Source organism: Halovulum sp. GXIMD14793 (assembly GCF_054457435.1).
Genome location: NZ_JBTLNE010000084.1, coordinates 1 through 11,720 on the forward strand (window position 1 = coordinate 1; position 11,720 = coordinate 11,720).

At 56.8% G+C, this 11,720-nt stretch carries 17 protein-coding genes; 10 read left to right on the plus strand and 7 right to left on the minus strand.

The window, feature by feature from the left end; translation table 11 throughout:
* Positions 1–227 (minus strand): transposase (locus ACW9UQ_RS17315; protein WP_458932257.1); only part of this gene is annotated, 227 nt, incomplete at its 3' end.
* Positions 228–298: 71 nt separating this feature from the next.
* Positions 299–532, minus strand: coding sequence for a DUF2061 domain-containing protein (locus ACW9UQ_RS17320; protein WP_458932258.1), 234 nt, complete (start codon positions 530–532; stop codon positions 299–301).
* 107 nt (positions 533–639) lie between these two features.
* Here ACW9UQ_RS17320 and ACW9UQ_RS17325 point away from each other — a divergent pair, with 107 nt between their 5' ends.
* Entirely contained in the window at positions 640–1,491 is an 852-nt protein-coding gene (locus ACW9UQ_RS17325; protein ID WP_458932259.1) for a helix-turn-helix domain-containing protein, read from the plus strand.
* A 7-nt stretch (positions 1,492–1,498) separates the two neighbouring features.
* Here the strand turns inward: ACW9UQ_RS17325 and ACW9UQ_RS17330 are convergent, their stop codons facing one another.
* Both ACW9UQ_RS17330 and ACW9UQ_RS17335 read right to left on the minus strand, forming a co-directional pair.
* The gene (locus ACW9UQ_RS17330; RefSeq protein WP_458932260.1) at positions 1,499–2,005 is read right to left on the minus strand and encodes a DinB family protein; all 507 of its coding nucleotides are present in this window, start codon (positions 2,003–2,005) and stop codon (positions 1,499–1,501) included.
* Positions 2,002–2,523: a CoxG family protein gene (locus tag ACW9UQ_RS17335; protein ID WP_458932261.1), complete on the minus strand. Its 522-nt coding sequence runs from the start codon at positions 2,521–2,523 to the stop codon at positions 2,002–2,004. Before ACW9UQ_RS17335 ends, ACW9UQ_RS17330 begins: the two co-directional genes overlap by 4 nt.
* 117 nt (positions 2,524–2,640) lie before the next feature.
* On the opposite strand from ACW9UQ_RS17335, the gene ACW9UQ_RS17340 reads away from it, so the two are divergent.
* Together ACW9UQ_RS17340 and aroQ are read left to right on the plus strand one after the other, a co-directional pair.
* Positions 2,641–3,411, plus strand: coding sequence for a hypothetical protein (locus tag ACW9UQ_RS17340; protein WP_458932262.1), 771 nt, complete (start codon positions 2,641–2,643; stop codon positions 3,409–3,411).
* Positions 3,412–3,503: 92 nt separating this feature from the next.
* Entirely contained in the window at positions 3,504–3,944 is a 441-nt protein-coding gene (gene aroQ, locus ACW9UQ_RS17345; RefSeq protein ID WP_458932263.1) for a type II 3-dehydroquinate dehydratase, read from the plus strand.
* Between the two features lie 4 nt (positions 3,945–3,948).
* On the opposite strand, the gene ACW9UQ_RS17350 is transcribed toward aroQ, so the two are convergent.
* Positions 3,949–5,082: a carboxylate-amine ligase gene (locus tag ACW9UQ_RS17350; protein ID WP_458932264.1), complete on the minus strand. Its 1,134-nt coding sequence runs from the start codon at positions 5,080–5,082 to the stop codon at positions 3,949–3,951.
* Positions 5,083–5,235: 153 nt separating this feature from the next.
* Here ACW9UQ_RS17350 and ACW9UQ_RS17355 point away from each other — a divergent pair, with 153 nt between their 5' ends.
* Positions 5,236–5,967: an alpha/beta fold hydrolase gene (locus ACW9UQ_RS17355; protein ID WP_458932265.1), complete on the plus strand. Its 732-nt coding sequence runs from the start codon at positions 5,236–5,238 to the stop codon at positions 5,965–5,967.
* A 172-nt stretch (positions 5,968–6,139) separates the two neighbouring features.
* Positions 6,140–7,327, plus strand: coding sequence for a Hint domain-containing protein (locus ACW9UQ_RS17360; RefSeq protein ID WP_458932266.1), 1,188 nt, complete (start codon positions 6,140–6,142; stop codon positions 7,325–7,327).
* A gap of 46 nt (positions 7,328–7,373) precedes the next feature.
* Here ACW9UQ_RS17360 and ACW9UQ_RS17365 read toward each other — a convergent pair whose 3' ends face one another.
* A complete protein-coding gene (locus tag ACW9UQ_RS17365; RefSeq protein WP_458932267.1) occupies positions 7,374–7,853 on the minus strand; it encodes a VOC family protein in 480 nt (159 codons plus the stop codon).
* 166 nt (positions 7,854–8,019) lie between these two features.
* Here ACW9UQ_RS17365 and ACW9UQ_RS17370 point away from each other — a divergent pair, with 166 nt between their 5' ends.
* The 3 genes from ACW9UQ_RS17370 (at position 8,020) to ACW9UQ_RS17380 (ending at position 9,322) form a co-directional block, all read left to right on the plus strand.
* Positions 8,020–8,370 carry a hypothetical protein gene (locus ACW9UQ_RS17370; RefSeq protein WP_458932268.1) on the plus strand — a complete coding sequence of 117 codons (351 nt, stop codon included), beginning with the start codon at positions 8,020–8,022 and terminating at the stop codon, positions 8,368–8,370.
* A 96-nt stretch (positions 8,371–8,466) separates the two neighbouring features.
* Entirely contained in the window at positions 8,467–8,847 is a 381-nt protein-coding gene (locus ACW9UQ_RS17375; protein WP_458932269.1) for a hypothetical protein, read from the plus strand.
* A 13-nt stretch (positions 8,848–8,860) separates the two neighbouring features.
* On the plus strand, positions 8,861–9,322 hold the full coding sequence (locus ACW9UQ_RS17380) for an SMI1/KNR4 family protein (protein ID WP_458932270.1): 462 nt from the start codon (positions 8,861–8,863) through the stop codon (positions 9,320–9,322).
* Between the two features lie 49 nt (positions 9,323–9,371).
* On the opposite strand, the gene ACW9UQ_RS17385 is transcribed toward ACW9UQ_RS17380, so the two are convergent.
* The gene (locus tag ACW9UQ_RS17385; protein WP_458932271.1) at positions 9,372–10,112 is read right to left on the minus strand and encodes a YebC/PmpR family DNA-binding transcriptional regulator; all 741 of its coding nucleotides are present in this window, start codon (positions 10,110–10,112) and stop codon (positions 9,372–9,374) included.
* A 190-nt stretch (positions 10,113–10,302) separates the two neighbouring features.
* Between ACW9UQ_RS17385 and ACW9UQ_RS17390 the strand changes: the two genes are divergently transcribed.
* Positions 10,303–10,491: a hypothetical protein gene (locus ACW9UQ_RS17390; RefSeq protein WP_458932272.1), complete on the plus strand. Its 189-nt coding sequence runs from the start codon at positions 10,303–10,305 to the stop codon at positions 10,489–10,491.
* A 129-nt stretch (positions 10,492–10,620) separates the two neighbouring features.
* On the plus strand, positions 10,621–11,646 hold the full coding sequence (locus tag ACW9UQ_RS17395; RefSeq protein ID WP_458932273.1) for a hypothetical protein: 1,026 nt from the start codon (positions 10,621–10,623) through the stop codon (positions 11,644–11,646).
* Positions 11,647–11,720 lie beyond the last annotated feature (74 nt).

Below are 11,720 nucleotides of genomic sequence, written 5' to 3' on the forward strand. Positions count from 1 at the left end.
TGAAAAGCATCCGCTTTGACCCACCTGCGGAACCGCTTGAACACGCTGTTCCATTTGCCAAATTCGCCTGGAAGCTCACGCCACTGCGCCCCGGTGCGGACGATCCACAGAACAGCTTCAACGAACAAGCGCGGATCACCCCCGGTTTGTCCCGGATCTGACGACTTTCCAAGGCAATACGGTTCAATGATGGCCCATTGCGCATCGGTCAAAACTCTTCGGGTCAAGGCTGCTCCCCTCTGTTTGCAACCTTGAAGCAGAAGTCAGCTGATTTGGGAACCCTGAACGTCAACAGCCTCTAGTTCTTATCGCTATGCTCACCCGATTTGAGCGAAGTAACCCCCCAGCCAATCCGCGACCAGACCCGCTCGTGCAGAACATAGGTTACAAACCCCACAAGCGCGCCCAAGATCGCCAGACTGCCGCCGGTCTGTATTGATCCGGTCAAAAGATAGCCCAGCACCGTCATCATGACCAGCCCCATCACCTGCCAGGTGATCGCTTTGCATAAGGTACGTTTGCTGGTTTCCATGATGCGACCTGTTTGAAATATGAGGCCAATCTATAGCGCCAAAAATTGCCAAACGGCATTCTGAACAAACGCTGCAAAAACACAGCAATGTTTGATATAGTCACCAGATGAATCAAATATTCGACAAACGCGAACTAGCCGAGACCTTTCGCATCCGCCTTGCCGAAGCGATGGATCAGGCAGACACCAACCGCTCGGCGCTGGCCCGGGCGGCGGGCGTGGACCGGTCTACCCTGTCACAAATCCTGGCGGATGGGGAAACGCGTCTGCCGGGGGCAGCCCTGGTGGCAAATCTGGCGGCATCTTTGGGGGTCAGCACGGATTGGCTGCTTGGATTGACAGAGCGCCCCGAACAGCCCGGTGATCTGATTGCCGCCTCAGTCCGGGTTGAAACGGCCGAGCGTGCCTCCATCGACGAACAGCTTTTGCAATGGCACCGGGAGGCACGCGGTTACAAGATCCGCCATGTCCCGGCCACCCTGCCCGACATTCTTAAGACCGAGGCGATGCTGGAATGGGAATACGGGCGCTTTCTGGCCCGCACACCGGATCAGGCCATCGGCGCGACCACAGATCGGTTGAGATTGCTGCGCCGGGACACGACCGATTATGAAATCGCTGTCCCGGTCCATGAGGTTCAAGCATTGGCCGCAGGAACGGGTTATTATCAGGACTTGCCAGCCGAGATACGGCAAGAGCAGTTGGCCGCGCTTTGCGATTACTGCGAAACGCTTTACCCCTCGCTGCGGCTGTTCTTTTTCGATGCCCGCAAACTTTTCAGCGCCCCTTTGACCATTTTCGGCCCGCTGCTGGCGGCGGTTTATGTCGGCCAGGTCTATCTGGCCTTCCGCAGCGAGGATCGCGTGCGCTCGCTGATCGGACATTTCGACTGGTTGGTGCGGGAATGCGAGATTGATGCGCGGGATGCGGCGACGTATCTGAAAGAGCTGCGGGAATAGCCCCCCATCACAATCCGGGCATGAAGGGAATGTCGGTGTCAGAGGGCCGGACACCAGCAGCGGTCAGCATCGCATGGATCTGGCCCCTGTGATGGGTTTGATGGTTGAAAAGCTGCATGACGCAGATGGCCATGGGTTTCGACAACTCCTTGCCAGCAAACCCTGAATACCAGGTCAGATTACCTGCCAGATCAGCGGCCTGAACCTGTTCAAACCATGTAAGAATGCGTTGATCCTGCTCGGCACGTCCGGCTTTGAAACTGGCCCAATCCGGCGTCTCACGCGTGTGATTACCCGCATCCTGTGTCGGTCCAGGCACGTCCGTAAAGCGGCTTAGCCAGATGCGATCCCCCCACAGCAGATGGTTGAACGTCGCAAAGATGGAGCCGAAGAACGCCCCGCGATCTTCCTGCCTAGCTGCGTCATCCAAGCTGTCCGCCGCGGTGATCAGGTTGTCATTTTGCCAGGCGTTGTACCGCGCCATGACGCCAACGAAGTCGGGTGTAATCATCATCCCAGCAGCTTTCCGATCCAGCTTTTCTTTTCGCCGTCTTCCGCGTCGGCATCGCCGTCCGCAGCCTCTTCCTCTTTCGGGCCCTCCACCTGTTCCTGGAAATTCTCAAAAAACTGATCGGCCAGCTTGCGGGCAAACCCGTCGATCAGGCGCGAACCAAGCTGGGCAAGTTTGCCGCCGACGCGGGCCTCAACCTCATAGGTCAGCAAGGTCCCCTCGGCGACCTTCTGCAGCTTCACATTCGCCCCACCCTTGGCAAAACCGGCCGCGCCCCCCTTGCCTTCGCCAGTGATAGTGTAGCTTTCCGGCGGGTTGATGTCTGACAGGGTCACAGCGCCCTTGAACGTCGCCTTTACCGGGCCGACCTTTTGCGTCACTATCGCCTCGAACCCATCCTCGGGGGAGCCGGTCAGTTCTGAACAGCCCGGGATAGAGGCTTTCAGAACCTCCGGGTCATTCAATGCCACCCAGACAGTTTCACGAGATGCACCAATAGTGCGTTCGCCAATCAGTTCCATATGGGGTCCTCCGCTTTGAACCAAGGCTACGATCAGTGGCACAAAGGTGCAATCGGGGAAATGCATTGGCGCGGGGCGCAGACCCCGGCATAGTGCGCATAAGAGAGAAGGAACAGCATGCAGATCAACATCACTTATGACCGCCCCGAAGACGACCCCAAAACCGGACCCGTGCGCGTCGGCTGGCTGCTGGACGGGGCAGATGCACCGGTAATCTATGATGCGCCGGAACGCGTGCGCAGCGCCGATATGAACAAGGCCCACGCCAAATCCGCCTCGCGCTGTCCCGCCGTGATCAATCTGGAAAGCCGGTATTTCCAGATCAACTGCCCGTTTGACCTGCATCTGGGTTTCGCCCGCGACCAGAAAGGCCAGCCTGCCTTGCGCAATCTGGCGGGGGACGCATCGGCGGTGCGGGCGTCCAAGCTGAACTCCCTCTTGTCTGTCACGAAAGAGGCCGAGTGGCGCTATCCGGATCGCCCCACCATCCAGATCAAGCTGCCTTATGTGTTCTTGTGTGATGAGCCTGTCTATTTGGAACAGGTCCCGCCCTTCATGCACTATAATCCCGATCCCTGGCCCGGCACCCTGTTTGGCGGTCGGTTTCCGGTTGATGTCTGGCCGCGTCCGCTGATGTGGGGGTTCGAGTGGCACGATATCGAAAAGCCACTGCGCCTGCGCCGGGGAGAGCCGTTGTTTTACTGCCATTTCGAAACCTGCCCGCAGGATCGCCCCGTGCAAGTGGTCGAGGCGGAAAAGACACCAGAACTGACCGAATACCTGAAGGAAGTTTCCGGCGCGGTGAACTACGCCAATCAGACCTTTTCCCTGTTCAAGGCGGCGCGGGACCGGCGGCCTGAAACCCTGGTGGTCCCGAAAAAGCGCTGACTGCGCGCCACGTTGCGCGGGAATTTTGGGGCCGCAGCTTGACAGTTTTGGCCGCAGCACGCGATGTGAGGCAAGTTTTGTAAGGAAGTTCGATGTCGCAGACCGTTTTGATCCTCAACGGCCCCAACCTGAACCTGCTCGGCCATCGCCAGCCCGAGATTTACGGACGGGAAACGCTTGAAGATATCATCGCCTCCTGCGATGCGCTGGGCCGTGAACTGGGGCTAAGCGTCGACGCACAGCAATCAAATCACGAGGGCGCTTTGGTCGATTGCATCCAGGCCGCGCGTGGGACCGCCGCTGCGATCATCATCAATGCCGGGGCCTATTCCCACACATCCATCGCCATTCCCGATGCGCTCAGCACCTTTGATGGACTCGTGATCGAGGTGCATATCTCGAACATCCATAAGCGTGAGGAGTTCCGGCATCATTCGTTTATCTCGGCCGGTGCAGATGGGGTGATCGTGGGATGCGGCACCGAAGGTTACAGGCTGGCCATGCGTCAGGTTGCAGCGCTGTTGCAGGCATAGGCCCTTAGGCTGGCTCCACAAATTCCGCGATCAAGTGATCCACGACGGCTTGCAGCGCTGCCCTGTCATCATCCCCTTCGGCCTGCCGATCCGCAAAACAAGTGCGCTGCCGGTCAGCGGATGTGCCATCACGGACAAGCTTGCGCAGGCTCAGAAGTTCGGGCTTGCAGCCCAGCAATTCTGCATCCTGCTGCACCATCTCGATCAATTCCTCGACCATATCGGCAAACGGACCAAGCTTGGATCGTCCATGATCCACCAGACACCCTTGGACGCCATATCGCTGCGCCCGCCAGCGGTTTTCCATGATCATGGTCCGGGGATACAGCCGCCAGCGCTGGTTACGGATTTTCAACCGGTAGAGAAACGCGATCAGCGCTTGAAAAAGTGCAGCAATCGCAGCGACATCGCGCAACCGCGAACAGGTGTCGGTGATACGCTGCTCCACTGTTGGAAACTTGTCGGAGGGTCGGATATCCCACCAGATTTTGGTGGCATCCTCCAGACAGCCAGCGCGCACCAGATGACCGACCAGGCGGCGATATTCGTTGAATGACCCCATCTCATCGGGCAGCCCGGTCCGTGGCAGCGCATCGAACACCGTCAGCCGATAGGAGGCCAGACCGGTATCCTCGCCTTCCCAAAACGGGGACGAGCAGCTGAGCGCCAGAAGATGGGGCAGAAAATAGGTGACCTGGTTCATCAGGTCGATACGCAGGTCCTCATCCTCGATCCCGATATGAATATGCATGCCGCAGATCAGCATCCGCCGCACCGTCTGACCCAGATCAGAGCGCAGCGCGTCATAGCGTTCCTTTCTGGTATGGGTCTGGTCGCGCCATTTCGAAAACGGGTGGGTCGAGGCCGCAATCGGGGCGTATCCGAAATCCTGGGCCGCATGGGCCACCGCCGCCCGAAGGTGGCCAAGCTCGGCCACCGCATCCGCGACCGAGCGATGCGGCTTGGTGCCGACCTCGATCTGGCATTGCAGATATTCATTGGTCACCTGATCACCGATCTCGTCGGTGCATCGCTTCAGAAATGCCGGGTCTGGCTCCCGGACCAGTTCACGGCTTTGGCGATCGATGATCAGGTATTCCTCTTCGATCCCCAGTGTCATGATCGGACGGTCAGACATTGGCGCGCCCTCCCTATTCTCGTTTTGGTTAAGCCTAGCGAGCAAAAGTCGCCGCGCCAAGTCTTCGGGCACATCTGGTTGCCGTGGGGGTAATACCTAAGCCAACCGACATTCATCTAGCCCACAGCCCATTCCCGTGTTAGTCTGGCGGCGATGACAGTCCTATTCCTGCATGGCGTGCCCGACACGCCCCATATGTGGCAGCCCCTGATCAAGGCGACGGGGTTGACCGCTGATCAGGTCCGTTGCCCCGCCCTGCCCGGCTTTGGTCAACGCCCGCCCAAAGGTTTCACTGGCACCAAGGACGCGTTGGCGGACTGGGCCATTGCGCAGCTAGAGGCAGAGGCCGCCCAAACCGGCCCGGTTGATCTGGTGGGGCATGACTGGGGTGCGTTGATCAGCCTGCATATTGCGAACACCCGCAGCGATCTGGTGCGCAGTCTTGCGGTCTTCAACGGCTGCATGGTGCCGAATTTCCGCTGGCATAAACATGCACGAAAGATGCAAACGCCGATCTGGGGCGAAATCTCCATGGCTATGGCAACCAAGTCGCGGATCGAACAGGCCTTGCTGCGCTGGGGCATGCCTGCGGACATGGCCCGGCATGAGGCGGCGCATTGCAATCGGCACATGAAACGCGCCTTGCTAAGGCTCTATCGCTCGGCCTTGGATGTGGGCACGGAATGGGGCACGGACCTGTCAGGCCTGCCCGCGAAAACCCATGTGTTCTGGGGCGACCTCGATCCGTTCGGCAAGGCCAGCTATGCCGCCAAGTTCTGTGAAAAATGGGGCCTAAGATTGCAGGTGGAGGCGGATATCGGCCACTGGACCATCTGTCAGCAGCCCGAGGCCTTTGTCGACCCGCTGCAGGCGCTTTGGTCCTGATATACATGTAAACCCGGCAGGCGATATGCGCTTAAAGACCATGGATAGAGGCGCGGATATGTGCCTCAACCTAAGCAGACCGGGCAAAGTTTAGACCCGGTTCGTTGCAATAACTGAATGCAATGCTATCATTAGTTGTAGCCAAAAACCTGCAACAACCAAAGGTGTTACCATGGCGTTGAACCCCGGTGACTTGATGTTTGTCGGCTTCGATTCTGACAACGAGGATGTTGCCTTCGTCACAACCGTCGATCTGGCACCGGGCGAAGTGATTTACTTTACCGATGACGAATGGGATGGCAGCAATTTCAATGAAAACGAACAACTGATCGAGTGGGTGATCCCTGCCGGTGGCGTCCCTGCGGGAACGGTTGTGGAGATTAATATGGTGCCAGATGGCGGGACATCCAGCGCCACATTCTCAAGCGGTGGAAGTGTCGATTACATCCGCGGCGACGGACAGCTTGCTGGCAACGACGAGATGTTCTGGGCGTTCCAAGGCACCCGCAATGGGGATGATGTAACACCCACAAACTTTATCGGCGTCATCGCCAACGAGGCGGACGGCGGCAACAACCAAACACCAAACCTGACCGGGACTGGACTGACCACATCCAATGGCGCCGTTATTCACAACTTTGATAGGGATTATCTGGAATACACTGAGGATGATAGTCTGCCATCCCCCGTTACACGCGCAGATTTGATTGCGTTTATTTCCGATCTTAATAACTGGACAGGCGGACAAACCAACCCGAATGGATCCGGGTTCAATCTGACATTTCCACCGATCGTTTGCTTCACCACCGGCACGTTGATCCAAACGCCCGGCGGCCCCAGGGTGATAGAGTCTCTATCGCCTGGTGATCTTGTCAATACACGCGACCATGGCCCTCAACCGATCCGCTGGATCGGGCAGCGCACTGTGCTCGCAAAAGGCGCACATGCGCCGGTTCTTTTCGCCAAGGGCGCATTGGGCAACACGCGTGATCTGTGGGTTTCCCCGCATCACCGCATGCTGATCACCGGCTGGCGGGCGCAGGCATTGTTTGACACGGCCGAGGTGCTGGTCCCAGCCATCGCACTTGTAAACGACAAGACGATACGGCAGCAAAGCGGTGGCCACGTCACATATCTCCATATCCTGTTCGATCAGCACGAAATCGTTCTGGCCGAAGATATCCCAAGCGAAAGCTTCTTCCCCGGGGCCGCTGCCATGGACAATCTGGAGAAAAAGACACGCAACGAAATCCTGGCGCTTTTCCCCGAGCTTGCCACCAAAAGCGGCCAATTCTCAAGACCGGCGCGCATGGCGCTCTGCAACCGCGAAACGCATCTTCTTGGCGCATATCTGAATTAGGCCGACAACGCCCGACCGAAAGGCCTTCGGTCGGGCCGGGATTTATCTATCTCCGGGTGCGGCTGATCCAGGCAGAATTGCTTTTGACGCCAAACCCTGGATCTGCCTCTTCATCCAGCACATGCAGCATTTCAACCGAATGCCCGTCCGGGTCCTTGAAATAGATTGACAGCGCCGGCATCCACCCGATGACAACTGGCTCGGACACGGGTTCACCATGGAACCCGAGCGGGTCGATACCCACAGCTTTCAACTCCTGACAACTGCGCAGCAGCATGTCTTTTGTGGACCTGAATGCAAAATGCAGCGACATCCAAAGCGGGCCAGAGCCACTTTCCCACAAGCCCAGCATCCCATTGCCTTTCCCTCCGATCCAAAAGAACGCCACCTTCCGTTCCGGAAGAGATGTGGCCAGAGTAAGCCCCAACTGATCCCTATAAAACGCCACGGAGCGGGAAAGATCACGCACCGGAAGATGGGTTTCGTATATGCCCTGAATGCCTTTGCTTATCTCTGTGCGCGCCATTTCCATCCTCCTTGGTTTGGAATGACGCTATGTGTAATTCCTCAAGTAAGCTTTAGGTCAAGCATAAATGCAGGTTGCCTTTCGCCGCTGTCCAGGACTTAAATCAGCGACGTTCCAATCCCTGCAACGGCCCCTCTACCAAACCAATTTATCTGAGACTCTCGACATGGATGCGATCCAAATTCTAACAGTGGAAAATGTATTCCGGCTTAGCGACAGGCGCTGCATTGTCGTGCCAGACTTCCCAATTTTGAATGGTATTCGAGGCCCTCTGATGCTGGACGCATGTCTTATGAAAAACACCGGCGTATCGGTTTCGTGCAAGCTTGAACTCACGGTGACACATTTCAATATCCGTGGCGAAAGCGATGTCGACAAGCGCTGGCACCTCACCCCCCGCCTCTTTCAGATTGATACCAATAGCATCAGCGTCGGTGATATTGTCGCCGTCTACGATGCCGAAATCGCCGATATGCTACTGCAAAGCACGAACGCATCCCCGCGCTTGCCATCATAAAGCAGAGTTAACGGCACAGCCCTTACAGCTGCGCCATCGCCTCGTCCGATATGTCGAAATTCGTCCCACAGCCCGCCCCTCCAGCACCTCAGTCCAATGAGCAAGGTGCTGGCCCCGTTGCCACTCGGTCAGGCGATGCATAAAGTGATGATACGGGCGAAATATGAACAGGCAGTAATGGCCACCGAGTATTTCATCGACGGCGAAGACAAACCGGCTATCTGGCAAAGTCTGATGGACCTTATCCAAGAGACGCCGGATTTCGCTGGTGTGTGCTATAATGGCTTTTGCCTGAAGTTCAGCGCATCAAGCGATTGGCACTATGACATAAGACTGTTTGGCCCCGACCCTATCATGATCGAGATATCGTCCTGGGCTGACGACGTCCGGACCGAGTTTTGCAGCATTCTGACCAAGTTGCGCAAAACTCATCCCATTCGCATCGCTGATGAAGATGGCGCGCCATCCGATCTTTGAAACAGGATTGGTAATGCAACTGGACATGGACATTCCCAACAAGCCGACCACTGCTGAGGAAATTGCCGCATTCGAAACCCGGCTCGGTCGGGCTTTGCCCAAAGCTTATAAGGCGTTTCTGCTGACCCAGAATGGCGGCCTGCCTGCCCGGTCGCTATTCCGCTATGATGGCAGACGAAAGGATAGCGTCAATTTCTATGGGGTCGGTGTTGCTACAAGCTACAACAATATCGACAAGACCCTGACCGTCTTCGCAGGTCGTATCCCCGACGGATTTCTTGCCATCGGTGATGATCCCGGCGGCAACCAAATCTGCATGTCGCTTGATGAACCGGGGGCCATGTATCTGTGGGATCACGAACGCGAGGCCGACGAAGGTCAGCCCCCGACCATGGCGAATATGCACCCCAGCGAACCCAGTTTCGAGGCCTTCATCAACAGCCTTGAGGCTGATCCGAATGACGAGGATTGGTAACCTCGCCAGTTGATCAAATTCGCGCGGGGCTTTTCGACCTCGAAAAGCGTCAAAGCTGCGCCATCACCTCGTCCGATATGTCGAAATTCGCCGTCACAGTCTGGACGTCGTCGTCATCCTCAAGCGCCTCGATCAGGCGCATCAGTTTCTGTGCGCCGTCAAGGTCCAGCTCTGTCGTGGTCTGGGGTTTCCAGATCAGCTTGGTCGTCTGCGCCTCGCCCAGGGCTGTTTCCAATGCGGTGGATACATCGTTCAGATCGGTATCCTCGCAGTAAATCTCATGCCCGTCATCGGTGCTTTCGACATCTTCGGCACCCGCTTCGATCGCGGCTTCGAACACGGCATCCGCATCGCCAGCATCGGCGGGATAGGCGATGTAACCCTTGCGGTCGAACATGAAGGACACCGCGCCGGTTTCGGCCAGATTGCCACCCGATTTGCCAAAGATAGACCGCACATTGGAGGCCGTGCGGTTCCGGTTATCGGTCATCGCCTCAACGATGACGGCAATGCCCTCGGGGCCGTAGCCCTCATACCGGATTTCTTCGTATTCATCGCCCTCGCCCGCAACGGATTTTTTGATCGCGCGCTCAATCACATCCTTGGGAACCGAGTTCGATTTCGCCTCTTTCACGGCCAAACGCAGACGCGGGTTCTTTTCCGGGTCAGGATCGCCCATCTTGGCCGCAACCGTGATCTCTTTCGACAGTTTCGAAAACAGCTTTGAGCGGGCGGCGTCCTGCCGCCCCTTGCGATGCTGAATATTGGCCCATTTGGAATGCCCGGCCATGCGATGCCTCTTTGTCTTGATCTGAACTTACTGGCTTATAGGCGACCAGCGCACTGGTGTTCAAGGTGGCGGCGCGATAACAAAGACTACCAACCGAGCCTCAGGTCTTAGAACTGAGTAAGCAACATGATAAACTTGTTTCCTCCCCACATGCTCTTACCTGACCTTTTACACTAGACCTGCAGACATCATGAAAAACGCACCAACGGAACACAGTGAATTCACCAGCCTATGGCTGACCTTGGCCGTGCCAATCTTCATCGCAATTTTTGTGGTGCTTTCCGGCGTCAGCGCCCGCCTTGTTGATGATACACTTATTACCGCACATTACGCCAACAACCTGTTTACGCACGGGACTTTGACCTGGTGGCATGAATAAAGCCGCTTTGTAGATGGGTTTACCAGTCTGCTGCATGTCCTTCTGCTGAGCGGAGGGATACATCTTGGCCTCACCCCGATTGCCGCAAATAGCATTATCTGCTTTGGCAGCTATCTCGCGATCCTAGTGATGTTCCTACAGGCAACAACCGGCTTTCGCCCCCTGCCCAGGATCGCCGGGCTGGCGGTGATCGCGCTTAACGGTTCCATGATGGTCTGGGTGTCCGGCGGTCTGGACGGCATGATGTTCGCAGCGCTTGTCTTCGCCGCCTATCTGCTTTGTGAACTGCGTGTCAAAACCGGACGATACGGCGCTTGGCTGACCATCATTCTGGTTCTCTTGTCCATCGCGCGCCCGGAAGGGATGGCGATTGCACCTGCCTTAGCGCTCTATGCCTATATCCGTCGCCCTGCTGAGGCCCGCAGCAAGACAGACCTCTTGCTAGCGATGTTGGTCCTGATCGCAATCGCGGCGCAGATGGTCTGGCGTTGGTCTATCTATGGGGCGGTTGTTCCTAACACCTATTTTGCAAAGACCAGCACGTCGCGTCTTTCCGAAATCCGCGATGGTCTGGACTATTTGCAGCATTGGCTGTTTGATTTTGGTGGCATCATTATCGCGATTTCAGCCCTTTCGGTGGCGCTTAAAACTACAACGCTGCTGCGTGTTCTGATGCTTCTGGGACTCTTGCTGATCATCGTTGTTGAAGGCGGCGACCCGCATCCGGCGGCGCGGTTCTTTATGCCGGTTATTCCGATCATAGCTATGGATACCACCGCAGTGATCAGCTCTGTCCGGGTGTTCGTACGCGCGATCGGGCTATTCCTGCTTGTGTTTTATCTGCCCATTCAGATTGCCGTCGTTCATTCCGGCAGCAATCATTCGAGCCTTATCAAGGGGGTCGGGTATTCCCTTGACCGCATCGCTGCGGGGCATTGGCCGTTCAGGCGTTTTGAAGACGATCCAACCATCGCGATGCGCGCCAACGCGGTGCGCGAAATCGCGGCACTCGCCGATCCTGGCGAAAAGATTGTTGGCACGGATGTTGGTGCGCTTGCGTATTTCTCGGACCGCGAAATCATTGACGCCGCAGCATTGAACAACCGGGACCTAGAGCACCGTCCATTTAATCTGCAACATACCCGGCAGCCTTGAAGAGATTTCGGCACTCGTCTGGTGGGAAGAGGTCGCATGTTTGTGCAACGGATTTGAAAAGCGCTTCGAAGGTG

Excerpts from the sequence above, each read along its gene's own strand:
- ACW9UQ_RS17365 (WP_458932267.1), bottom strand. The coding sequence starts at position 7,853 with ATGGCGCGCACAGAGATAAGCAAAGGCATTCAGGGCATATACGAAACC.
- ACW9UQ_RS17330 (WP_458932260.1), bottom strand. The coding sequence starts at position 2,005 with ATGATGATTACACCCGACTTCGTTGGCGTCATGGCGCGGTACAACGCC.
- ACW9UQ_RS17360 (WP_458932266.1), top strand. The coding sequence starts at position 6,140 with ATGGCGTTGAACCCCGGTGACTTGATGTTTGTCGGCTTCGATTCTGAC.
- ACW9UQ_RS17385 (WP_458932271.1), bottom strand. The coding sequence starts at position 10,112 with ATGGCCGGGCATTCCAAATGGGCCAATATTCAGCATCGCAAGGGGCGG.
- ACW9UQ_RS17320 (WP_458932258.1), bottom strand. The coding sequence starts at position 532 with ATGGAAACCAGCAAACGTACCTTATGCAAAGCGATCACCTGGCAGGTG.
- ACW9UQ_RS17380 (WP_458932270.1), top strand. The coding sequence starts at position 8,861 with ATGCAACTGGACATGGACATTCCCAACAAGCCGACCACTGCTGAGGAA.
- ACW9UQ_RS17390 (WP_458932272.1), top strand. The coding sequence starts at position 10,303 with ATGAAAAACGCACCAACGGAACACAGTGAATTCACCAGCCTATGGCTG.
- aroQ (WP_458932263.1), top strand. The coding sequence starts at position 3,504 with ATGTCGCAGACCGTTTTGATCCTCAACGGCCCCAACCTGAACCTGCTC.
- ACW9UQ_RS17355 (WP_458932265.1), top strand. The coding sequence starts at position 5,236 with ATGACAGTCCTATTCCTGCATGGCGTGCCCGACACGCCCCATATGTGG.
- ACW9UQ_RS17340 (WP_458932262.1), top strand. The coding sequence starts at position 2,641 with ATGCAGATCAACATCACTTATGACCGCCCCGAAGACGACCCCAAAACC.
- ACW9UQ_RS17350 (WP_458932264.1), bottom strand. The coding sequence starts at position 5,082 with ATGTCTGACCGTCCGATCATGACACTGGGGATCGAAGAGGAATACCTG.
- ACW9UQ_RS17370 (WP_458932268.1), top strand. The coding sequence starts at position 8,020 with ATGGATGCGATCCAAATTCTAACAGTGGAAAATGTATTCCGGCTTAGC.
- ACW9UQ_RS17395 (WP_458932273.1), top strand. The coding sequence starts at position 10,621 with ATGTTCCTACAGGCAACAACCGGCTTTCGCCCCCTGCCCAGGATCGCC.
- ACW9UQ_RS17325 (WP_458932259.1), top strand. The coding sequence starts at position 640 with ATGAATCAAATATTCGACAAACGCGAACTAGCCGAGACCTTTCGCATC.
- ACW9UQ_RS17375 (WP_458932269.1), top strand. The coding sequence starts at position 8,467 with ATGAGCAAGGTGCTGGCCCCGTTGCCACTCGGTCAGGCGATGCATAAA.
- ACW9UQ_RS17335 (WP_458932261.1), bottom strand. The coding sequence starts at position 2,523 with ATGGAACTGATTGGCGAACGCACTATTGGTGCATCTCGTGAAACTGTC.